The organism is Rhodococcus sp. NKCM2511, assembly GCF_014905595.1.
GTDB lineage: Bacteria > Actinomycetota > Actinomycetes > Mycobacteriales > Mycobacteriaceae > Rhodococcoides > Rhodococcoides fascians.
In genome coordinates this window covers 1691506-1712838 of the sequence record NZ_BNHJ02000001.1, presented here as the reverse complement: position 1 = coordinate 1712838, position 21333 = coordinate 1691506, and the positions used below count along the sequence as shown (strand labels likewise).

The following is a 21333-nucleotide window of genomic DNA, read 5'->3' as shown; positions in this document are numbered from 1 at the left end:
ACCGGCGACGTTCGGCGGAATCCCGTCGATTGCCGGTCGTTGTGTGCAACGGTGCCCACCCGAGCCACTATTTGCGGGAGAACCAGCGCTTCTTCGGTCGCGGTGCGGGCTCGGCCGAGTCCGCTGCGGGCGCATTCTGGACCGGAACGTTCTGGGGCTGCGGCTCTTGGCCCGGTACGTACATGGTGAAGCCGCAGACAGGCAGCGCATTCGGGTCGAGCTCGCCGGGCTTCGGGGCACCGGTGTAGCGGAAGCCGAGCCATTCGGCGTTGGCGGCTTCGGCGAATTCCTGGGGGTGGAACGGTAGTGACTGCGGATCCGGCATCACTCCGGGAGGGTAGATCAGCGGGTGGTCACCGGCCCAGAACGGACGCTCCCACACCAGAGGCAGACCGACGTCCTCGTAGATGTAGACGGGGGTGGCGCTGAACGAGCGTCGGAATTCACCGCGCTCCCAGTAGGCGAACGCACCCCAGGCATGCTCGGGGTCCGAGGCGACGAGGTAGGTGTGCTCGGAGGCCAGTGGGCGGGTGACGGATTCGGGAAGGGTCGACGGCGTGGGCACCGACAAGTTGGATCCGCAGACGACGGTGACGCCGGGGTAGCACCCGATGAACACGTGATCGTCGTCCACGCCCGCCGAGGTCGAGATGGGACCCTGCTCGAGAGGGACGGCCGTGAGATGGGGGTAGAGCCGTCCGACGAGCGCACTGGCGGCGTTCCAGTCGGAGGTGGTGGCTTCTCGCAGTACCGATATGGGATCCGGCGCGTCCACGTACCAGATCGTTGATGCTTTGGCCCCCACTACCGGCACCTCTCTCTCCGTGACTTCCATCGAAGCCTACGGTGTGGGTGTCGACACTCCGACATCGCGCGGCACATCGGTCACACGAAGAACTCAGTTGTGACCGCTGCTGCGCACACCGAGCAGGACGTCTTCCCACGATGGCATGGCCGGCTTGCCGCGCTTGTCCTTGCCGCTGGTGTGACCGGCGGCAGGCTTGGGTGCGGGCCTGGGCTCCCTGGCCACAGGTTCGCGCGGCTGCTCGGGCTCGGGAGTCGGCGCATCGTCCACCTCGACCTCGATGGTCTCGGCGTCGATCTCGCTGTCGGCGGTGGTGCCGTAGTACTCGTCGAAACTCTGCTGCGAGGTCTCGTCGTCGGAATCCTCGGCGGAGGTGAGTGCACGTACCGGGGCCAGGCCGCGGAGTTGACGTCCGAAGTCCGGGTCGATCAGTTCGCGTGCGGTGTCGTCGAGTGGTGCGATGGTGCCGCCGTGACCGTCGGGCAAGAACTGCCAGTGCGCTTTGTTGGTGGTGCGACCTGCCTGCCACTTCAGCTGGGCGACCCACTTGTTGTCCTCGTCGCGCCAGGCGTCCCACGCCGCGTCGTCGAGGTTGTGTCCGCGAGCGCGGAAGGCGAGGGTGACGATGTCGAGCAGGGTCTGCACAGCCGGGCCGTCGTGCCGCAGCGGATGTCCGGCCTGGGCCATCGACGCTGCCTGCGAACGCTCGAGCAGTACGGGGTGCGCGAACACCTCGACTCGGCTGATGGCCATTCCGGAATCTGCGGCGACCTGTTCGATGGTCGCGCCGCTGCGGATACGGGCCTGAATTTCCTTCGGCCGGAGCAAGCTGTCCATTTCGATCTCAATCTGTCCTAGTCGAGCGATGTCTCCGCGTGAGGCTGCGCGGAGTTTGTCGTCGGCTGGAAGCCGGAATCTGTCGCCGGTTTTGGGATCTGCGCACACGACGAACTTTCCGTCGGCCTCGAGACCCACCACACGTAAGTCTCGCACCTTGACCTCCTCATCGCGCCGGCTCGCGATACCGTCGAATTCGAGCCTAGTTCACCTACCGTATTCGGCGGGTGTCCGACACGCCTCGCGGCGGTGGCGTCGGTTTCTTTCTCAGAGAGTAGACAGCTGCGCGCTCGGTTGCACCCGATCGGCCGAAGTCGAGTCGATTCGATTGCGCGACAACGGCATTGAATCTCGACGAAGAAAGAATACGCCGAGTCCGAGCCCGATGATCAGCGCCAGTGCGTGGCCGGCAGCGGTGAACGAGGGATCGGTGATGGCTCCGGCGGCGACAACGGCGATCCACAATGCGCCCCACACTGCGCGCCACGGCATCGTCAGGTATCGAATCAAGGACCCCGCCACCGCAGCTGCGGCATAACTGACCCCGACGTCGACGGCCACGGCCAACGAGTCGGCAAACCAGTCGACGTGAATGCCGACGAACAGCCCGACAGCCACCAGTGCCGTCGCGCCGATGTGCCCGGCGCAAAACGTGAGCAGAAACCGGCGCCACCCCGAGACCCACTCGGCGACGGCGAACAGGATGGCGACCGAGGCGAGCCACCACCAATCGGGCCGGCCTTCGGTGAGGAAGGCACTGGTGACGAGCGTGGCGAGATGACCGTCGGTGAGATTGTGCAGGTTGGTGCTCGCGGCGTGCAGCACATGCCAACGATCGTGCGGCCCGATCTGCCCGAGAGTGACGGTTCCTGCGGCGGTGAGCAGGCAGAACACGAGCGTCACCCGCAGTCGTAGAACAACGGAGAGGAGCCTGGACATACGAATGCTCCCTCCGAGGTCGTTACGCTTGCGTAATTGATAGCAAGTGTAGGCCTCGGAGGGAGCGCTGTAGCTGTGAGTTGGCTGCCGACTAGCTCAGCGTGGACACGACCCAGTCGATGCTCTTGGTCAGTGCGGTGATGTCGTCCGGCTCGATGGCGGGGAACATACCGACACGCAGCTGGTTGCGGCCGAGCTTGCGGTACGGCTCGGTGTCGACGACGCCGTTGGCGCGCAGGATCTTGGCGACCTGGGCCGCGTCGACCTTCTCGTCGAAGTCGATCGTGCCGACGACCTGGCTGCGGTGATCCGGGTTGGTCACGAACGGCGTTGCGAAGTCACTGTTCTCGGCCCAGTCGTACAGGCGTGAGGACGAGTCCGCGGTCCGCTTGGTGGCCCAGTCCAGGCCACCCTGGGAATTGAGCCATTCGATCTGGTCCGCGAAGAGCAGAAGCGTCGCCACTGCGGGGGTGTTGTAGGTCTGGTCCTTGCTGCTGTTGTCGACGGCGATCGGCAACGACAGGAAGTCCGGAACCCACCGGCCACTGGAGGCGATCTCGTCGACGCGGGCTAGCGCGGCAGGGCTCATCAGCGCGACCCACAGGCCACCGTCGGCGGCGAAGCACTTCTGCGGAGCGAAGTAATAGACGTCGGAATCGGCGACGTTCACCGGCAGACCGCCGGCACCGGAGGTGGCGTCGATCGCGATGAGGGCGTTCTCCGAGCCGGCCGGACGGCTGACCGGGATGGCCACGCCCGTCGAGGTCTCGTTGTGGGCCCAACCGATGAGGTCCACGGACGGATCCGACGTGGGCTCGGGCGCGCTGCCGGGCTCGGCCTTGACGACGATCGGATCGCCGATGAACGGGTTGTTCTTGGCCACCGAGGCGAACTTCGAGCTGAACTCACCGTTGGTCAGGTGCAGCGACTTCTCCCGGATGAGACCGAACGCAGCGGCATCCCAGAACGCGGTGGTGCCACCGTTGCCGAGCACGACCTCGTAGCCCTCGGGGAGCGAGAACAGGTCTTTCAGACCACTGCGTACGCGTCCGACGACGTCCTTGACGGGCTTCTGGCGGTGGCTGGTGCCGAACACGGACGCACCGACGTCGACCAGGGACTGCAGCTGCTCGGGGCGAACCTTGGACGGGCCGCAACCGAAGCGTCCGTCGGCGGGAAGAAGATCGGCGGGAATGATCGGCAAATCGGCCATGGAGTAGCGCGTCCTAGCGTCGATGGAATATGGCCTCCACAGGCTAGTCGGGTGTCATGACACCGTCGACTACCGGATCAGGTCCCAGCCGTCGACGGAGTCGGGGGTGCGCGGTTCGGGGCCGGTGTAGAGGGCAGCCGGGCGCACCAACTTGCCCAGGCGCTTCTGCTCGAGAATGTGAGCACACCAGCCGGCGGTACGCCCGCAGGTGAACATTGCGGGCATCATGTGTGCCGGGACCTCGGCGAAGTCGAGGATCACGGCGGCCCAAAACTCGACGTTGGTCTCGATGGCTCGATCGGGGCGGCGTTCGCGCAGTTCCGTCAACGCGGCTTTTTCGAGCGCGGCGGCAACCTCGTAGCGCGGAGCGTTCAGGCGCTTGGCGGTGGCGCGCAGCACGCGGGCTCGGGGGTCCTCGGCGCGGTAGACGCGGTGCCCGAAGCCCATGAGCTTTTCCTTGCGGTCGAGGATCCCGGTGATCAGCGCGCGGGCGTCGCCGGTCTTCTCGACTTCTTCGATCATGGGCAGTACGCGGGCCGGCGCGCCGCCGTGCAGCGGGCCGGACATCGCGCCGATGGCTCCGGAGAGACATGCTGCGACGTCGGCTCCGGTGGAGGCGATGACTCGGGCGGTGAACGTCGATGCATTCATGCCGTGTTCGGCGGCCGACACCCAGTAGGCGTCGATGGCGGCGACGTGGGCGGGGTCGGGCTCGCCCTTCCAGCGGACCATGAAGCGCTCGGTCACGGTGGCCGCCTGATCGATGCGGCTCTGGGGCACAGCGGGCTGGTAGATGCCGCGAGCGGACTGCGCGACGTAGGACAGCGCCATCACCGAGGCGCGGGCCAGGTTGTCGCGGGCGGTGCTGTCGTCGATGTCGAGTACCGGCTGATACCCCCAGATGGGAGCGAGCATCGCCAGGCCTGCTTGCACGTCGACGCGAACGTCACCGGTGTGGATGGGCAGGGGGAACGGCTCGGCCGGTGGCAGGCCGCGGCCGAATTCGCCGTCGACCAACAGTGCCCACACGTCGCCGAAGGTGACGCCCTGTGCAACGAGTTCTTCGATGTCGACTCCGCGGTAACGCAGTGCGCCGCCGTCCTTGTCGGGTTCGGCGATGTCGGAGGTGAAGGCGACCACACCTTCGAGACCGGGAACGAAATCTTCGGGAACGTGTTGAACAGCCATGGTCTGTGGACTCCCTCGTCGCGACTGCGCCCGGCTCTGCGCCGCATCCGGGCGTGCTTGCGGAAACCATAGCGAGCTTTTACGCGGGAGTAGCGTCTGGGTTCGTGTCTGCAGACGAACAGCGCCTGGCCACCATGCGAGTGGACTACGGCGAGCCCAAGGATCTCGACGTCGACGCCCTGAGCGACGGCTGGTTGCCACTGGCCCGGCAGTGGCTCTCGGACGCCGTTGCCGCGAATCTGCCCGAGCCCAACGCGATCGTGCTCGGCACGGTCGACGCTGCCGGTAGGCCCGCGACCCGCACCGTCCTGTGCAAGGACCTCGACGCCGAGGGCGTGGTGTTCTACACCAACTACGACTCGGACAAGGGCCGCGCACTGGCGTCGACGCCGTACGCGTCCATCACCTTTCCGTGGATCGGCATCGCCCGTCAGCTCACCGTCCGCGGACCGGTCACCAGAGTCGACCGCGACACCACCGAGGCGTACTGGCGGACGCGACCGCGCGGCTCGCAGCTGGGCGCATGGGCGTCGGAGCAATCGCGAACCGTCGTGTCTCGCGACGCCCTCGCCGCGCAACTGGCCGAGGTCACCGCGACGTTCGACGGACGCGAGGTGCCGGTACCGCCGAACTGGGGCGGCATCCGCGTCGAACCGGAGGTCGTCGAATTCTGGCAGGGTCGAACCAGCCGGATGCACAACAGAATTCGAGTGATGCCGGCGAGCGGTGTGATCGAGCGACTGCAACCGTGAGCGGGCTGCGCGGCATCCTGGCCGACACGACCCCGCTGAAGACTCCCGCATATCGCCGCCTGTGGCTGGCTAACATCGTCACCGTCATCGGCGCGCAGCTCTCGATCGTCGCTGTGCCGCAACAGGTTTATCAGATCACCCTGAGCTCGGCCTACGTCGGCTTGACGGGCGTGTTCGCTCTGGTGCCCCTCATCGTGTTCGGGCTGTGGGGCGGGGCCCTGGCCGACGTGATGGACCGCCGAACCTTGTTGATGATCACCACGTTCGGTCTGATCGGAACATCGGCACTGTTCTGGTTGCAGGCGTTCCTGGAACTGAACAACGTGTGGATAGTGTTGGTGCTGTTGGCAGTTCAGCAGGCCTTCTTCGCCGTCAATCAGCCGACCCGCAGTGCGGTACTGCCGCGAATCCTGCCCGCGGCGCAGCTGCCCGCCGCGAACTCTCTGAACATGACGGTGATGAACTTCGGTGCCATCGCCGGTCCGCTCAGTGCAGGCATCCTCATCTACTACATCGGACTGGAGACGCTCTACCTGATCGACACCATCGCACTGTTCGCCACGCTGTGGGCGGTGATCAGGCTGCCGGGCATTCCGCCGGCCAAGTCCGGTCAACGCGCCGGATTGCGTTCGGTGTTCGAGGGTTTCGCGTATCTCGCGACCCAGAAGGTGCTGCTGGCGTCGTTCGTCGTCGACATCATCGCCATGGTGTTCGGAATGCCTCGGGCGCTGTTCCCGCAGATCGCCCACGACAGTTTCGGGGACCCGGCCTCGGGTGGGCCGGTGCTGGGCATGCTGTTCGCGGCGATGTCCGCGGGAGCGGTGCTCGGTGGAGTGTTCTCCGGTTGGCTACCGCGCGTGCGGCGTCAAGGTCTGGCGGTGTTGATCTGCATCGTCGTCTGGGGCGTGGCGATGATCGGATTCGGGCTCGCCGTCGGTGCGGCGACCGACGGAGCGACGACGGTTGCCCTGTGGTTCGCACTGGCGTTTCTGGCGCTCGGTGGTGGTGCCGACATGATCTCGGCGGCGTTCCGCAGCACGATGCTGCAGACGGTGGCGACCGACGAGATGCGCGGCCGACTGCAAGGCGTCTTCATCGTCGTCGTCGCGGGAGGGCCCCGGATCGGCGATGTTCTGCACGGCGCGGCAGCGGCCTCGGTGGGGACAGCCGCGGCCGCCGCAGGAGGTGGTGTGCTGGTGGTCATCGGTGTCTCGATCGCGGCCCTCGCGCTACCGGCATTCATTCGCTACCGAGTCGGCGCAATCGTCGGTAGCAAGACGGTGGACGACACCGTCGTGGACAATGGCTCGCATGGCTCCCACAGCTGAGGCGCAGACGTATTCGTTGACGAGCGGCAAGTATCGCGCCGACGTCGCTGCTGTCGGAGCGGGCCTGCGGGTCCTCGAATACGACGGCTCACCGCTCACCGAAACGTGGGAGGCGGGCACCAAGCCGCCGCTGTCGGCGGGACTGGTGTTGGCCCCGTGGCCCAATCGAACGGCCGACGGAACGTTCACGTTCGAAGGCGTCGAACATCGGTTGGAGATCACCGAACCGGCCCGCAACAACGCGAGCCACGGTTTCGTCCGACGGGTGGAGTGGACTCTCGACGAGCACACCGAGTCTCGCGTCGAGCAGAGCGTGGACATCGGTACGCACGAGGGTTGGCCGTTCTCGTTGCGATTGACGGTGGCACACGAGCTGTCCGACGACGGTCTGACGGTGACCGCGTCGGCGACCAACACGGGCGAATCGGCTGCGCCGTACGGAATGGGATTCCATACCTACGTGCGTGTGGGGGACGTACCCCTCGACGAATGCACGCTCGAACTGTCCGCGGGTACGCGGCTGCCGCTCGATCCGGTACGCAATCTGCCCGTAGGGCTTTCGGTGCCGACGGCCGATACCGAGTACGACTTTCGGCAGCCTCGGAACCTCGAGGGCGTGCAGCTCGACACTCCGTTCAGTGCCTCGGTGCCGGACGTAGACGGACGCGCGAAGCACACACTGCGTGGCCCCGACGGCACCGCGACGGTGCTGTGGACCGACAGCAACTTCGGGTGGGTGCAGGTGTTCACCGCCGATCCCGCCAACGATCAGGCGTACCCGGATCGGGGACGCGCGTTGGCGATCGAACCGATGACCTGCCCGCCCGACGCGTTGAATTCCGAGATCGATCTGATCGTGCTCGACCCGGGGCAAACCTGGTCCGGCAGCTGGGGAATGGAGTACGAGAAGTGACGATTCTGGTGTGCGGCGAAGCATTGGTGGATCTGGTGCCGGTGCACGAGGGGCCGCTGCTCTCACCGAAACTCGGCGGCGGGCCGTTCAACGTCGCCATCTCGATCGGTCGGTTGGGGTCGCCGGTTGCCTATCTCTCCCGGATCTCTCGCGACTCGTTCGGCGAGCAGATCCTGGCGAGTCTGCGCGATGCCGGTGTCGACATCTCGTGGGTGCAGCGCGGTGACGAGCCGACGACGTTGGCGATGACGACCCTCGCCGAGGACGGCAGCGCCGAGTACTCGTTCTACGCCGATGGCACGGCCGATCGACTCGTCGCCGATCCCGGTGATCTGCCCGACGAGATCAGCGTTCTGTCCTTCGGCACGTTGTCGTTGCTGTACGAGCCCGGCGCGTCGGTGTACGCCGAACTGCTGCATCGAGCTCGGGCCGCGGGCAAGCTGACGATGCTCGACCCCAATATTCGTCCGGCCGCCATCGACAGCACCAGCGGCGACATCACCGCCGACGGATTCCGCGATCGCTTTCGCTCGTGGTTGCCGAGCATCGACATTCTCAAGGTGTCCGAGGACGACTCGCACTGGCTGGGGCTGGGCACCCAGGGCACCACCGTCGACGACTGGCTCGCCGCCGGGGTGACCGCGGTGGTGATGACCCGCGGCGGAGACGGAATCTCGGTGTTCACCGCGTCCGGGGAGACGGCGGCCACGGGAGTGACAGCAGCCGAGGAGGTGTCGGTACCGGGCGTTGCCGTCGACGTCGTCGACACGATCGGCGCTGGTGACACCGTGCACGGCGCACTGTTGAGCTACCTGGAAAAAGAGACCATTATCACATCGAAAGCGGTACAGGAGATGACCGGGGAGGATTGGCGGCAAGCTCTTTCGTTCGCTGCCACGGCAGCCGCGATCACGGTTTCACGACCCGGTGCCGACCCTCCCTGGGCGTCCGAGGCACCGAGAGACTAGTTTCACTAGCGACGTTAGAACTGTCCGTTTTAAGTACGTGTCCGTTACACGAGTTCGAGAGGGACCATTCGTGCCCGCTGAGAATGATGCCAAAGCCACCCTCACCTACCCCGGTGGCGAATATTCCATGTCGATTGCCGAGGCCAGTGAAGGCAACAACGGTATCGAGCTGGGAAAGCTGCTGGCGACCACCGGCTACACGACGCTGGACGGCGGGTTCGTCAACACCGCGTCCACCAAGTCGGCCATCACGTACATCGACGGTGACGCGGGGATCCTGCGCTACCGCGGTTACCCGATCGAACAGCTTGCGGGCAAGTCGTCGTTCATCGAGGTCAGCTACCTGTTGATCTACGGGGAGCTGCCGTCCGAGGACGAGCTCGAGACGTTCACCGACCGCATCCGTCGCCACACGTTGCTGCACGAGGACCTCAAGCGTTTCTTCGACGGCTTCCCGCGCAACGCCCACCCGATGCCGGTGCTGTCGAGCGCGGTCAACGCACTGTCGGCGTACTACCAGGATTCGCTCGAGCCCAACGATCCCGAGCAGGTCGAGCTCTCCACGATCCGTCTGCTGGCCAAGCTGCCGACGATTGCGGCGTACGCCTACAAGAAGTCGGTCGGTCAGCCGTTCCTCTACCCGGACAACTCGAAGAGCCTGGTCGAGAACTTCCTGCGCATGACGTTCGGCTTCCCCGCCGAGCCGTACGAGGTCGATCCCGAGATCGTCAAGGCACTCGACATGCTGCTCATCCTGCACGCCGACCACGAGCAGAACTGCTCGACGTCGACGGTCCGCCTCGTCGGATCCTCGCAGGCCAACCTCTTCACCTCGATCTCCGGCGGCATCAACGCACTGTGGGGCCCGCTGCACGGCGGTGCCAACCAGGCCGTGCTCGAGATGCTCGACAAGATCAAGGCCGAGGGCGGCGACGCCACCGACTTCCTGCGTCGAGTGAAGAACAAGGAAGACGGCGTCAAGCTCATGGGCTTCGGACACCGGGTGTACAAGAACTTCGATCCGCGCGCGACGCTGGTCAAGGAAACCGCACACACGATCCTGGGCAAGCTGGGCAACGGCGACGAACTGCTCGAGATCGCCCTGAAGCTCGAAGAGACCGCGCTCACCGACGACTACTTCGTCGAGCGCAAGCTGTACCCCAACGTCGACTTCTACACCGGCCTGATCTACCGCGCGATGGGCTTCCCGCCGCGCATGTTCACGGTGCTGTTCGCGATGGGCCGTCTCCCGGGCTGGATCGCGCACTGGCGCGAGCAGAACGAGGACACCACCGGCAAGATCGGCCGTCCGCGCCAGATCTACACCGGCTACACCGAGCGCGACTACCAGGACGTCAGCTCCCGCTAGTTCTTGCTGCACGACAACGCCGCCGACTCCCTCGGGAGCCGGCGGCGTTGTCGTTGTCGGCCTGCGTATCCCGCCGAGTTCGCAGTTACGCAGGCGATATGGGCTGTTTCGTCGACATAACTGCGATCTCGCTGTGTGACGGGCGCGTTCGCGCGCCGAGTTCGCAGTTACGCAGGTGATATGGCCACTTTCGGCTGCACAACTGCGATCTCGCTGCGTGACGGGCGCGTTCGCGCGCCGAGTTCGAAAGTATGGACGAGATTCGGCCGGAATTCGTCCATAACTTCGAGTTCGCGGCGCACTCAGGCGTCGAAGTGCTTGCGGTTGTTCAGCACTGGCAGGTTCTTGCGCACGGCGTCGACCAACTCGGTATGAATGTCGATCGTCAGCATTCCGGGTGTCGCGTCGAGTTGGCCGAGGATCTCGCCGGTGGGGGAGCAGACGATGCTGTGGCCGACGCCCAGTGGGGCATTGCCTTCGGCGGCAGCAGGTTCGGCTTGATCGCAGGCCGCGATGAATGTTGTCGAGTCCAGGGCGCGTGCGCGGGCGAGCAGGGTCCACTGCTCCACTTTGCCGTCACCCGATCCCCAGGACGCCGGTACCACGACGAGTTCGGCACCGAGGTCGCCGAGTTTCTGGAACAGGGCAGGGAAGCGAATGTCGTAGCAGGTCGCGAAGCCGACGCGGACTCCCGCGATGTCGAGCACGAGCGGGTCGGAACCCGGTGCGACGGTATCGGATTCGGCGAATCCGAACGCGTCGAACAGATGAATCTTGTCGTAGATCGCCTCGACGCCCGGGCCGGTGACGAGCAGTGTGTTGGTCACTCTGTCGTCGGGCGCGGGAGTGAACATTCCGGCGACGACGGTGATGCCGGCGTCGGACGCGATCCGACGAACGGTCTGTGCCCATTCGCCGTCCAGTGGCTGCGCGAACTTTCGGATGGGTCCGCCGAAGCAGCGCATCATCGCCTCCGGGAACACGACGAGGTCCGAGCCTGCGTGCGCCGCGGCGCGGGTGTGGGTCTCGATGAGTTCGAGGTTCTGGGTGGGATTTTCGCCACTGGTGATCTGGGCCAGGCTGATGCGGATAGTCGAGCTCACGGTGTGACTCCTGGTTTCGTCGGGGGAAGACAGGTATACATATCGTATGCAACCACTGTCGGGGAGGGACAAGGCGTACCAGTTCGTCCGTGATCAGGTGTTGTCGTCACCGGCCGCCACCGGCACTTTTCTGAACGAACAGGAACTTGCGACTCGAATCGGCGTATCGCGCACGCCGGTGCGTGAGGCGTTGCTGATGCTGCAGTCCGAGGGTCTGGTCGAGATGGTGCCCAAGCGCGGTGCCCATGTGCCGGCGATGTCCGGACGACAGATCGGCGAATTGATGGATCTGCGAGGCGTTCTGGAACGACACGCGGCATCGCGGGCGCTGCGTGCCGGTGACGCTCCGATCGCGGCGATGCAGCATGCGTTGCATCAGCAGGAGCTGCTGATGAATTCCGACAGCACCGACGCTCCCAAGGAATTCATCGACTGGGACGGAACGTTCCATCAGAGTTTGATCGATTCGGCGGGCAGTGATCTGCTCTCGCGCACGTATGCCGGTTTGCGGGCGCGTCAGCTCCGAGTGGGCTTGAGTGCGTTGTTCACCGCCGCCAACCGGCAGCACCGGGTGTGCGCCGAGCACCAGGCCATCATCGACGCACTGAGTGCCGGCGACGAGGGCCTGGTGCACGAGAAGATCGACGCTCACCTCGAGGTCACGCTTCAGACTCTGTTGCGCGCGTAGCGTTTTCGTGCTGCTGGCCCAGCAGCACGTAGTGCTCGTCCTCGGTGGGGTCCGGGTTGCGTCCGAGGGCGAGGCCGACGAGTGTCACGGCGCCGACAACGACGATGTACCCGGCGATCGGCACCCAGCTGTCCGTCTTGTCCAACAGGTAGACGAAGATCAGCGGGGCCATCGCACCACCGAAGACACCGGCGATCGTGTACGCCAACGAGCTGCCGGTCGAGCGCAATCGAACGCTGAACTGCTCGGTGACGAATGCTGCCTGTGGCCCGTACATGAACGAGTGGAACGCCAGGCCCACAACCACACCCAGGATCAGCAGCGGTAGCGATCCTCCGCCGATGACGAGGAAGAAGATCGCACTCCACGCGACACCGCCCACGGCTGCGACGCCGTAGACGAGGCGTCGGTTGATGCGGTCGGACACTGCTCCCGCGAGCGGGATCAGGCCGAGTTGGCATGCCGACCCGATCAGAATGGCGGTCAGTACCTCACTGCGCTCGAAGCCCAACTTCTGTGTGCCGTAGGTGATCGAGAAGACGGTGAACAGCGCGTAGATGACGTCCGGCGCGACACGAGACATGATGCCAGCCACCAGGGGTCGTAGCTCGGTCTTGAACACTTCGCTGATCGGTGCCTCGGAACGTTCGCCGCTTTCCTGCAGCGCCTTGAACACCGGGGTGTCCTCGAGCTTCAACCGGATCCACAGACCGAATCCGACGAGTACCGCGGAGAACAGGAACGCCACGCGCCATCCCCAGGACTCGAACTGCTGGTCGGTCAATGTCAGCGTCAGAACGGCAAGTGCGCCGTTGGCGAGCAGGTTGCCTGCTGGTGGTCCGATCTGTGCTGCCGAGGACCAGAATCCGCGTTTGCGGGGATCTCCGTACTCGCTCGACAGGAGAACGGCTCCGCCCCATTCGCCGCCGACGGCGACGCCCTGACAGAAGCGCATCGTGACGAGAATGATCGGTGCCGCGATGCCGATGGAGTCGTATCCGGGGATCAGACCGATGGCGAAGGTCGTGACGCCGATCAACATCAGGGTGATGACGAGGAGCTGTTTTCGTCCGATGACGTCGCCGAGCCGTCCGAAGACGAACCCTCCGACCGGACGAGCGACGTACCCGACGGCGTATGTCGAGAAAGCCAGCAGAGTCCCGGTCAGTGGGTCACTGTCCGGGAAGAAGACCAGCGGAAACACCAGAGCTGCGGCGGCCGAGTAGACCGCGAAGTCGTACCACTCCAATGCCGTTCCGGTGAGGCTGGCCGCAAAGGCCTTGGCCAGGCCTTTTCTATCTACCGAAACAGGTTCGGTCATGACGACTCCTTCGTGTGCCTGGGATCACTCTATCCGTTGTACGTGCTCCATACTTGCTGTATACAAGACGTATGCGCAAGCCTTTGGGCGCATCGGAAACAGAAAATTTACGAGGAGAGGGTCCTTACTGATGCTCACATTCACGCTGCCCGACGGCACCTCCGAATCGGTCGAGGTGAAGGCCTTGCTCAACGCCGGGTACGCCGGACGCAACCAGGAGGAGGTGGCGTCGCACATCGCGGAGCTGGCCGAACTGGGCGTCCCTGCCCCGACGGTGACGCCCGCGCTGTATCCGATTTCGCCATACCTGGCGCAGCAGACGGACGCCGTTGCCGTCCAGCACGGCCGTACGTCGGGCGAGGCCGAGTGGGCGCTGGTGATCCTGGGCGACACGGTCGACGACGTGCTTCTGACGGTCGCCTGCGATCACACCGACCGTGACCTGGAGGTGCACAGTGTCGCGTGGAGCAAGAACGCGGCTCCCGATGTGCTCGGCACCGGCGCGTGGCGTCTGTCGGAGGTCGCCGATCGGCTGGACGAGATCACCTTGACCGCGTGGGCGGACGGCGTCGCAATTCAGACCGGAACACTCGGTGATCTTCTCGCTCCGCACTACTGGCTCGACGTGCTCGCCGACCGTGGACTGTTCACCCGTGGAACCGTGTTGATCTCCGGCACCATCTCGATGCACCCCGGTGTGAACCAGTTCGCCGACACCTGGAAGGTCGAGATGGCCGACCCCGCAACCGGCAATACGCTGACCTGCGAATACAAGACGATGTTGATGCCAGCTCCGATCGGCTGACCGTGACGACGTAAAATCGGTGCCGACCATGCCCAGAACACCGCAGTCGGCGTCGGCGGGCCGGCACAACCGCAGGAGACTTCAGTGACGAAGCCAGTGATCGAATTTCAAGCCGGACCGGCACCGTTGGATCTGGTGACGGTCGACCTCGTCGAAGGTGACGGCGCAGAGGCAGTACCGGGCGGAAACGTAGAGGTGCACTACGTCGGCGTCGAGTTCGACACCGGCGAGGAGTTCGACTCGTCCTGGAACCGCGGCGAGTCCATCCAGTTCCCGCTCCGAGGCCTCATTCAGGGCTGGCAGGACGGCATCCCCGGGATGAAGGTCGGCGGACGCCGCCAGCTCACCATCCCGCCGGAGCTCGCGTACGGCCCCGCCGGCGCAGGTCACCGTCTGTCCGGCAAGACGCTCGTCTTCGTCATCGATCTGCTCGACGTCAAGTAGCAGATCTCTCGTCAGCGGTCCTGTAGCTCGAGCACCAATCGGGCACCCCCGAGGGGGCTGTCTGCCAGATATGCGCGGCCACCGTGCAATTCGGCCTGCTGGGCCACCAGCGCGAGACCGAGGCCGGAGCCGCCCTTCGCGGCTCCGGCTCCACGCTCGAAGCGTCCGAACACCGACTCGCGTTCGTCCATCGGAACGCCGGATCCATTGTCGTCGATCAGGATTCGGACCAGCGCGTCCGCGCGCTCGACGCGAATGACGACGGTGCTCGCCCCGCCGTGCCGGACGGCGTTGCCGATCGCGTTGTCCACCGCGAGTCGAACTCCGGTGGGGAGTGCGCGAATCGTGATCTCGCACTCCGGTTCCGACTCCACTCGAACGTCCAGACCCGGGTGCTGACGCTGCGCATCCTGCGCGGCGACGTCGCAGATGTCGATGATGTCGGTCTCGACCCGGTCGCCCTCGCTGGACAATTCACCCGACGCCAATCGTTCGAGCGCGGTCAGCGTCGTCTCGACTCGGCCTTGGGTGCGCTCGAGGTCGGTCAGAATTTCCTGTTGCTGCGCGCGCTCGAGGTCGAGGGTGCGCAACACTTCGATGTCGGTACGCATCGCAGTCAACGGGGTGCGCAGCTCGTGGGCCGACACGGCCGCGAAATCGCGCGCCGTGTCCAGGGCGGCATTGGTGCGTTCCTGTGCCTCGTTCAGTCGGGTGAGCATGCCCCCGATCGCGACCGCGAGCTCGTCGGCCTCGGTGACTCCGGTTCGGGTCTGCGGCGCCGACGGAGGCTGAGCGCTGACCTGCCGCGTCAGCGTCACCAGCGGTTTGACGGCACGTCCTCCGAACAGCCAACCCAGGCCCGTCGACACGGCGACCGCCGCCAGCCCCAGCAGGATCACCTGTCTCTGTTGCTCGTCGGTCACCTGCTGCGCCTCGATGGCTGGGACGCCGATGGAGATGGACACGGACGAGACGACGGTCGAGGTCGCGGTGTAGACCCGAAAACGCTGACCGTCCACATCCACTGTCTGAGAACCGGTGTCGAGGGCCGGCAACCGCGTCGGCGTCGAGGCGACGACGATGTCTCCGCTGCGAATGGTGACAGCGAACGCTCCGGACAGCTGATCGATGAAGGCTTCCAGCGTCGACGAGTTCGGGACCAGCACCTGCGATGCCGTCGTCAGACGCTCGTCGAGCTGGTTGACGTTGTTGCGGGAAATGGCCACCGACGTCACCACGGCCAGGGCCGCCACGACGAGGGTGGCACCGAGGGCCGTCGCCGCCGCGACCCGGGCGCGAAGCGAAAAGCTCATGCCGACTCCCGCACGACGAAGCCCACACCGCGGACGGTGTGCAGGATGCGCGGCGAGCCGTCGCTCTCGAGTTTGCGGCGTAGATAGCCGACGAACACGTCGACGACGTTGGTGTCGGCAACGAAGTCGTATCCCCAGACCAATTCGAGGAGTCGCTCGCGCGTCAGTACGACGCCTTTGTTGCGCGCAAGAATGGCCAGCAACTCGAACTCGCGCTTCGTGAGATCGATGTCGACGCCGCCGCGGTGCACTCGGTACCCGGCGATGTCGACGACCAAAGTGCCAACGGCGACAGCCGAATTGGGGATGCCAGGATCGGCTGCGGGAATGACCGGACTGGTGCCGCGCCGTCGGAGCATGGCCCGGATGCGGGCAACCAGCTCGGCGAGCACGAACGGTTTGGTGAGGTAGTCGTCGGCACCGGATTCGAGACCGGCGATGCGATCGTCCACGGAGCTGCGGGCACTGAGAACACAGATCGGAATGTCGTTCCCCATGGCGCGCAATGCAGTCACGACGCTTGCGCCGTCGAGCACCGGCATGTTGATGTCCAGCACGATCGCGTCGGGCGAGGTGCGCGACACCACGCCGAGCGCCTCGGCCCCGTCCGACGCCGTGATGACCGTGAAGCCGGACAGGCGTAGGCCGCGCTGCAACGACGACAACACATCGGTGTCATCGTCGACGACGAGGACGGTGGCGGGGGTGCTCGGCGATTCGGTCACCTCCCAATGCTAGGCAACCCAGCTGTCGACGGTGGTACGCCGCTCCTCGGGCGTCTTGGCAAAGAATTCTTCCAGGGCCGTGCGGCGATCGACGTCGGCGTCGAGGGTCCAGGCGAGGGCGGGTGCCTTGGCATAGAGCTGCTCGTAGTACTTCTCGAACGTGCAGGTGCTCTCGACGAGGGAGAGGGCACCGGGGAAGGGGCGGATGTTCGTCATGATGTTCTCTCCTCTGCTCGCGGCTGATCGGCGTATTTCCCAAGGTAGGGGCCGATGTTGCGGCGGCGGTGAGCATGGATTGGCGATTCTCTGAGAATCCCCGAAACAGCGATGGGGGTTGCTCGTAGCCGGGTTGGGTAAGACTGACGGCATGTCGCTCGTTTGGTTTCGCCGTGATCTCCGACTGGGGGATCTGCCCACCCTCACCGCCGCTGCCGAGTCCGGGGATCCGGTACTGGGGCTCTTCGTACTGGACGACCGTTTGCTGAAGCCCTCCGGCGGTCCGCGCAAGGACTTCCTGTTCCGGTCGCTCGAGGCACTGAACGAGCAGCTCGACGGCAGACTGATGGTGGTACACGGTGACCCCGAGACGGTGGTGCCGAAGGTGGCGAAGGCGATCGACGCCGACGAGGTCCACATCAGCGCCGATTACGGTCCGTACGGCCGGGAGCGGGACCAGCGCGTCGGAGAGAAGGTGACGCTGGTCGAGACCGGTTCGCCGTATGCCGTTGCGCCCGGACGAATCACCAAGGACGACGGTGAGCCGTACAAGGTGTTCACGCCGTACTCACGGCAGTGGATGGAACACGGTTGGCGTGGACCGGCCGATACGTCCGCGAAAACCGTGACGTGGATCGACCCCGACGACGTGAAAGGCGTGAAGAGGGCGAAGATTCCGAGCGAGACGGAAACCTCCGACGCCGATGCAGGCGAGCAAGCCGCACGGGCGCAGTGGAAGGATTTTCTCGAGGACGTCTCGAAGTACGACGACGAACGCAACCGCCCCGATCTCGATTCGACGAGCCGGATGTCGGTGCATCTGAAGTACGGCACCATTCACCCGCGAACCATGCTGGCCGACCTGGGCAAGCTCCGCAACGAGGGTGCCTCTGCGTATCGGAGGCAAATCTGCTGGCGAGACTTTTACGCCGACATCCTGTTTCAGCGCCCCGACAGTGCGCGCGAGAACTACGTCAAGAAGTTCGACAAGATCGAACTGGACTCGGGCAAGCACGCCGACGAGCTGTTCGAGGCCTGGTGCAAGGGCGAGACCGGCTTTCCGATCGTCGATGCCGGTATGCGGCAACTGAACTCGGAGAAGTGGATGCACAACCGGGTCCGTATGATCGTCGCGTCGTTCCTCGTCAAAGACCTGCACCTGCCGTGGTGGCGAGGTGCCCGCTATTTCATGCAGCATCTCGTCGACGGCGATCTGGCCAACAATCAGCACGGTTGGCAGTGGACCGCGGGCACCGGTACCGACGCCTCGCCGTACTTTCGGGTGTTCAACCCGATCACCCAAGGTGAGAAATTCGATCCGACAGGCGATTACGTGCGGCGCTGGGTGCAGGAGCTACGCGGTGAGGAGGGAAAAGCCGTGCACACGTTGAAGTTCGGCCGACCCAAGGAGTACGTGGATCCGATCGTCGACCACAAGCACGAGCGTGAGGTTGCTATTGCTCGGTTCAAGGCGCTGTAACGGCTGCTATTTCCTGCGGGACAATCCGACACCCACGAGGCAGATGACACCGCCGACGACGGCGAGAATGTGCGGTATCTCGCCGAGCAACAACCAGGCCAGAGTGATGGTGATCGGCGGCACCGCATACGTGGTGATGCCGAGCTTGCCTGCGTTCATGCGCGTCAGCGCGTAGGCCCAGGTGCTGAACGCCAGCGCGGTGGGAACCAGGCCGAGGTAGACCAATCCGCCGGTGGCTCCGGCCGAGGCGGTGGACAGGTCGTCGAGCAGAGCAGGCGCGAACGGGAGTGTGCAGACCGCGCCGATGGTGCAGGCCATCCAGGTGACCTGCAGCCCGGGGACCGTGCGCAGTACCGGCTTCTGGCTGAGTACTCCGATCGCATAGGTCACCGCCGATATCAGACACAGTGCGATGCCGAGGAAGTCGGCGTCCGTCCTGGTGGTCGAGGTGGTGGTGACGGCGGTGACGACGCCGACCATGACGGCACCGGCGAACGCGATACCGGCACCGATCACCAACCACTTCGGAAAGCCCTCGCCCAGAAGCAGACCGGCGAACAGGGCCACCAGGATAGGGCCGATCTGAATGATCATCGACGTCGTTCCGGCGTCTACACGTTGCTCGGCGGCGTTGAGGGCGACGTTGTAAACGCCGAACCAGAACACGCCGACGCTGGCGATCTGTAACCACTGCGTGCGGTTCGGCTTGACCCACTGTCTCCTGATCAACACGATCACACCGAGTGCGCACGATCCGATGAGCAGCCGGCCCAGAGCCAGTGGGCCGGCACCGAACGATTCACCGACGCCGCGGATGGCGACGAAGGCCGAGGCCCACGAGATCACCGTGACGGTGACCGCACCGAGGGCGAGCCAGTCGACGGCGGGGCGGGTGTCGAGATCTGTCATGCCGAGGACGCTATCGTGCGGGAGTGCCCCATGGCGCGCGGGTTTCGGCCATGGTTGCTTCTGTTTCCGCCTATCTGCCGAGGAGCTTCTCCAGTGCATCGAGGACCGCGGGATCCTCGATGGTCGACGGGACCCCGTACTGCTCACCGGCGACGATCTGTCGCATCGTCTTTCGGAGTATCTTGCCCGAGCGGGTTTTCGGCAGAGCTCCGACGATCGTCACATCGCGGAACGTCGCCAGTGCACCGATTTGATCGCGGACCATGGCCACCAGTTCGGTACGCAATTGCTCCTGGGAGATGTTCTCGCCGGCCTTGAGAACTACGTATCCGCTGGGACGCTGGCCTTTGAGGTCGTCGTGGATACCGATGACGGCGCATTCGGCGACGGCGGGATGGCCCGCGAGCACCGCCTCCATCGACCCGGTGGACAGGCGGTGGCCGGCGACATTGATGACGTCGTCGCTGCGACCGAGTACGTAGACGTAACCGTCGGCGTCGATGTAACCGGAGTCGCCGGTGAGGTAGTAACCGGGGAACGTATCGAGATACGAACGCTGGAAACGTGATTCGTCGTTCCACAGTCCAACCAGTGCACCTGGCGGCAGTGGCAGCTGCACGACGATGTTGCCCTCCGAGCCTGCGTCCACAGGATTACCGGACGCGTCGAGGATGCCCACCTGGAATCCCGGTACCGGTACGGTCGGCGATCCGGGTTTGATCGGAAGTGGTTCCAGCCCGCGAAGATTGGCGCAGATGGCCCACCCGGTCTCGGTCTGCCACCAATGATCGACGACGGGTCGATCGAGGGTGCGTGAAATCCACTCGTACGTATCGGGATCGAGGCGTTCACCGGCGACGAACAGTGTCTCCAGTGAGGACGTGTCGTACTTCTCGAGCTCGGCGGCGTGCGGATCGACCTTGCGGATAGCGCGTAGCGCGGTCGGTGCGGTGAACAGAGCCCGCACACCGTGGTCCTGGATCACCCGCCAGAACGCGCCTGCATCGGGAGTCCCGACGGGCTTGCCCTCGTAGAGAACCGTTGTGGCGCCAGCAAACAGTGGGCCGTAGACGATGTACGAGTGTCCCACCACCCACCCGACGTCGGAGGCCGTCCACATCACCTGACCGGCATTCACGTCGTAGATGTTGCGCATCGACCACGTCAACGCGACGGCATGACCGCCGTTGTCGCGCACCACACCCTTGGGTTTCCCCGTCGTACCCGACGTGTAGAGGATGTACAGCGGATCCGTCGCCGCCATCGAAACCGGTTGTGCCGCTGAGGCGTCGGCGATGAGGGTGTCCCAATCCAGCCACTCGTGTTCGCCGGGAATGCCCTCTCGTGCTTTCACGATCACGGCCGGTGTGTTCGCGGTCGTGAGCGTCAGGGCACGCTGCACCAACGGCAGATACTCGATGACGCGCCCCGGTTCGAACCCACCGCTCGCGGTGATCAGCAGTACCGGCTCGGCGTCGTCGATGCGGGCAGCGAGTTCTTTGGCGGCGAATCCGCCGAACACCACCGAGTGCACCGCACCGAGTCGCGCACACGCGAGCATCGCGATGACGGCCTCGGGAATCATCGGCAGATAGATGACCACGCGGTCGCCCGGTCCGACGCCCTGCGCGCACAGCACCCCGGCGAAGCGCGCGACCTGGTCGAGAAGTTCGGCGTAGGTGTAGCTCCGGGTGAGCCCGAGCATCGCAGAGTCGTAGATCAACGCGGTCCGGTCACCGTGCCCGGCATCGACGTGCCGGTCCAGAGCGTTGACGCAGGTGTTCAGGCGGGCTCCGGGAAACCAGCGCGAGCCGTCGAACGCCGTGGTGGGAGGGGTGTCCCAGTCGACTCCCGACGCGGCCGCCAGCCAGAAATCCTCGCGGTTGTCGATGCTGCTGTCGAACGCCTGCCGATACTCGCCACTCATGTCTGCGAGCGTAGTTCGAGGTGGGGTGGTCCGGGCCGGGTTGCGCACTACCGGCGACGACCGGCGGAATCCCGTCGACCGGCGGTCGTA

21 protein-coding genes are annotated in these 21333 nt (G+C 65.1%); 9 read left to right on the top strand and 12 right to left on the bottom strand.

Annotated elements, in window-relative coordinates; all coding sequences use genetic code 11:
* Positions 1-67: 67 nt before the first annotated feature.
* The 5 genes from JLZ96_RS07785 to JLZ96_RS07765 all read right to left on the bottom strand — a co-directional run bounded on the left by JLZ96_RS07785 (position 68) and on the right by JLZ96_RS07765 (position 4982).
* On the bottom strand, positions 68-835 hold the full coding sequence (locus JLZ96_RS07785; RefSeq protein WP_155290175.1) for a DUF6928 family protein: 768 nt from the start codon (positions 833-835) through the stop codon (positions 68-70).
* A gap of 63 nt (positions 836-898) precedes the next feature.
* On the bottom strand, positions 899-1798 hold the full coding sequence (gene sepH, locus JLZ96_RS07780; RefSeq protein WP_032371303.1) for a septation protein SepH: 900 nt from the start codon (positions 1796-1798) through the stop codon (positions 899-901).
* A 111-nt stretch (positions 1799-1909) separates the two neighbouring features.
* The gene (locus JLZ96_RS07775) at positions 1910-2581 is read right to left on the bottom strand and encodes a rhomboid-like protein (RefSeq protein WP_094666164.1); all 672 of its coding nucleotides are present in this window, start codon (positions 2579-2581) and stop codon (positions 1910-1912) included.
* Positions 2582-2672: 91 nt separating this feature from the next.
* Positions 2673-3794, bottom strand: coding sequence for a phosphoserine transaminase (serC, locus tag JLZ96_RS07770; protein WP_032365891.1), 1122 nt, complete (start codon positions 3792-3794; stop codon positions 2673-2675).
* Between the two features lie 69 nt (positions 3795-3863).
* The gene (locus JLZ96_RS07765; RefSeq protein ID WP_201009805.1) at positions 3864-4982 is read right to left on the bottom strand and encodes a citrate synthase 2; all 1119 of its coding nucleotides are present in this window, start codon (positions 4980-4982) and stop codon (positions 3864-3866) included.
* Between the two features lie 134 nt (positions 4983-5116).
* Here JLZ96_RS07765 and pdxH point away from each other — a divergent pair, with 134 nt between their 5' ends.
* The 5 genes from pdxH to JLZ96_RS07740 all read left to right on the top strand — a co-directional run bounded on the left by pdxH (position 5117) and on the right by JLZ96_RS07740 (position 10312).
* Positions 5117-5734, top strand: a complete 618-nt coding sequence (pdxH, locus tag JLZ96_RS07760) for a pyridoxamine 5'-phosphate oxidase (RefSeq protein WP_141214505.1) — start codon at positions 5117-5119, stop codon at positions 5732-5734.
* A 5-nt stretch (positions 5735-5739) separates the two neighbouring features.
* A complete protein-coding gene (locus tag JLZ96_RS07755) occupies positions 5740-7062 on the top strand; it encodes an MFS transporter (protein ID WP_052068960.1) in 1323 nt (440 codons plus the stop codon).
* The gene (locus JLZ96_RS07750; RefSeq protein WP_032385849.1) at positions 7046-7975 is read left to right on the top strand and encodes an aldose 1-epimerase family protein; all 930 of its coding nucleotides are present in this window, start codon (positions 7046-7048) and stop codon (positions 7973-7975) included. The genes JLZ96_RS07755 and JLZ96_RS07750 overlap by 17 nt, the downstream gene beginning before the upstream one ends.
* Positions 7972-8943, top strand: a complete 972-nt coding sequence (locus JLZ96_RS07745) for a carbohydrate kinase (RefSeq protein WP_201009804.1) — start codon at positions 7972-7974, stop codon at positions 8941-8943. The genes JLZ96_RS07750 and JLZ96_RS07745 overlap by 4 nt, the downstream gene beginning before the upstream one ends.
* Before the next feature lie 70 nt (positions 8944-9013).
* Entirely contained in the window at positions 9014-10312 is a 1299-nt protein-coding gene (locus JLZ96_RS07740; RefSeq protein WP_027495925.1) for a citrate synthase, read from the top strand.
* 302 nt (positions 10313-10614) lie between these two features.
* On the opposite strand, the gene JLZ96_RS07735 is transcribed toward JLZ96_RS07740, so the two are convergent.
* Positions 10615-11415, bottom strand: coding sequence for a carbon-nitrogen hydrolase family protein (locus tag JLZ96_RS07735; RefSeq protein WP_236253855.1), 801 nt, complete (start codon positions 11413-11415; stop codon positions 10615-10617).
* Positions 11416-11461: 46 nt separating this feature from the next.
* Between JLZ96_RS07735 and JLZ96_RS07730 the strand changes: the two genes are divergently transcribed.
* Positions 11462-12103, top strand: coding sequence for a GntR family transcriptional regulator (locus tag JLZ96_RS07730; protein WP_027495929.1), 642 nt, complete (start codon positions 11462-11464; stop codon positions 12101-12103).
* Here the strand turns inward: JLZ96_RS07730 and JLZ96_RS07725 are convergent.
* Positions 12075-13424: an MFS transporter gene (locus JLZ96_RS07725; RefSeq protein ID WP_027495930.1), complete on the bottom strand. Its 1350-nt coding sequence runs from the start codon at positions 13422-13424 to the stop codon at positions 12075-12077. The genes JLZ96_RS07730 and JLZ96_RS07725 overlap by 29 nt on opposite strands.
* 130 nt (positions 13425-13554) lie before the next feature.
* Here JLZ96_RS07725 and JLZ96_RS07720 point away from each other — a divergent pair, with 130 nt between their 5' ends.
* The gene (locus tag JLZ96_RS07720; RefSeq protein ID WP_167326614.1) at positions 13555-14229 is read left to right on the top strand and encodes a DUF2848 domain-containing protein; all 675 of its coding nucleotides are present in this window, start codon (positions 13555-13557) and stop codon (positions 14227-14229) included.
* Between the two features lie 84 nt (positions 14230-14313).
* Complete coding sequence (locus tag JLZ96_RS07715; protein WP_027495932.1) at positions 14314-14673, top strand: FKBP-type peptidyl-prolyl cis-trans isomerase; 360 nt, start codon at positions 14314-14316, stop codon at positions 14671-14673.
* 11 nt (positions 14674-14684) lie between these two features.
* On the opposite strand, the gene JLZ96_RS07710 is transcribed toward JLZ96_RS07715, so the two are convergent.
* The 3 genes from JLZ96_RS07710 to JLZ96_RS07700 are packed head-to-tail and all read right to left on the bottom strand — an operon-like array spanning position 14685 to position 16927.
* Entirely contained in the window at positions 14685-15986 is a 1302-nt protein-coding gene (locus tag JLZ96_RS07710) for a sensor histidine kinase KdpD (RefSeq protein ID WP_201009803.1), read from the bottom strand.
* Positions 15983-16711 carry a response regulator transcription factor gene (locus JLZ96_RS07705; RefSeq protein ID WP_032381674.1) on the bottom strand — a complete coding sequence of 243 codons (729 nt, stop codon included), beginning with the start codon at positions 16709-16711 and terminating at the stop codon, positions 15983-15985. The genes JLZ96_RS07710 and JLZ96_RS07705 overlap by 4 nt, the downstream gene beginning before the upstream one ends.
* Positions 16712-16720: 9 nt before the next feature.
* A complete protein-coding gene (locus JLZ96_RS07700; RefSeq protein WP_032365896.1) occupies positions 16721-16927 on the bottom strand; it encodes a hypothetical protein in 207 nt (68 codons plus the stop codon).
* A 151-nt stretch (positions 16928-17078) separates the two neighbouring features.
* Here JLZ96_RS07700 and JLZ96_RS07695 point away from each other — a divergent pair, with 151 nt between their 5' ends.
* Positions 17079-18407 (top strand): deoxyribodipyrimidine photo-lyase, encoded by a 1329-nt coding sequence (locus tag JLZ96_RS07695; protein WP_201009802.1) that lies wholly within the window; start codon positions 17079-17081, stop codon positions 18405-18407.
* A gap of 6 nt (positions 18408-18413) precedes the next feature.
* On the opposite strand, the gene JLZ96_RS07690 is transcribed toward JLZ96_RS07695, so the two are convergent.
* Together JLZ96_RS07690 and JLZ96_RS07685 are read right to left on the bottom strand one after the other, a co-directional pair.
* Positions 18414-19316, bottom strand: coding sequence for a DMT family transporter (locus tag JLZ96_RS07690; RefSeq protein WP_201009801.1), 903 nt, complete (start codon positions 19314-19316; stop codon positions 18414-18416).
* A gap of 70 nt (positions 19317-19386) precedes the next feature.
* Positions 19387-21243 (bottom strand): propionyl-CoA synthetase, encoded by a 1857-nt coding sequence (locus JLZ96_RS07685; RefSeq protein ID WP_201009800.1) that lies wholly within the window; start codon positions 21241-21243, stop codon positions 19387-19389.
* Positions 21244-21333 lie beyond the last annotated feature (90 nt).

Coding starts and splice junctions, on each gene's coding strand:
- JLZ96_RS07785 (WP_155290175.1), bottom strand. CDS start 835: ATGGAAGTCACGGAGAGAGAGGTGCCGGTAGTGGGGGCCAAAGCATCA.
- JLZ96_RS07775 (WP_094666164.1), bottom strand. CDS start 2,581: ATGTCCAGGCTCCTCTCCGTTGTTCTACGACTGCGGGTGACGCTCGTG.
- serC (WP_032365891.1), bottom strand. CDS start 3,794: ATGGCCGATTTGCCGATCATTCCCGCCGATCTTCTTCCCGCCGACGGA.
- JLZ96_RS07765 (WP_201009805.1), bottom strand. CDS start 4,982: ATGGCTGTTCAACACGTTCCCGAAGATTTCGTTCCCGGTCTCGAAGGT.
- pdxH (WP_141214505.1), top strand. CDS start 5,117: ATGCGAGTGGACTACGGCGAGCCCAAGGATCTCGACGTCGACGCCCTG.
- JLZ96_RS07750 (WP_032385849.1), top strand. CDS start 7,046: ATGGCTCCCACAGCTGAGGCGCAGACGTATTCGTTGACGAGCGGCAAG.
- JLZ96_RS07730 (WP_027495929.1), top strand. CDS start 11,462: ATGCAACCACTGTCGGGGAGGGACAAGGCGTACCAGTTCGTCCGTGAT.
- JLZ96_RS07725 (WP_027495930.1), bottom strand. CDS start 13,424: ATGACCGAACCTGTTTCGGTAGATAGAAAAGGCCTGGCCAAGGCCTTT.
- JLZ96_RS07720 (WP_167326614.1), top strand. CDS start 13,555: ATGCTCACATTCACGCTGCCCGACGGCACCTCCGAATCGGTCGAGGTG.
- JLZ96_RS07710 (WP_201009803.1), bottom strand. CDS start 15,986: ATGAGCTTTTCGCTTCGCGCCCGGGTCGCGGCGGCGACGGCCCTCGGT.
- JLZ96_RS07700 (WP_032365896.1), bottom strand. CDS start 16,927: ATGACGAACATCCGCCCCTTCCCCGGTGCCCTCTCCCTCGTCGAGAGC.
- JLZ96_RS07695 (WP_201009802.1), top strand. CDS start 17,079: ATGTCGCTCGTTTGGTTTCGCCGTGATCTCCGACTGGGGGATCTGCCC.
- JLZ96_RS07690 (WP_201009801.1), bottom strand. CDS start 19,316: ATGACAGATCTCGACACCCGCCCCGCCGTCGACTGGCTCGCCCTCGGT.
- JLZ96_RS07685 (WP_201009800.1), bottom strand. CDS start 21,243: ATGAGTGGCGAGTATCGGCAGGCGTTCGACAGCAGCATCGACAACCGC.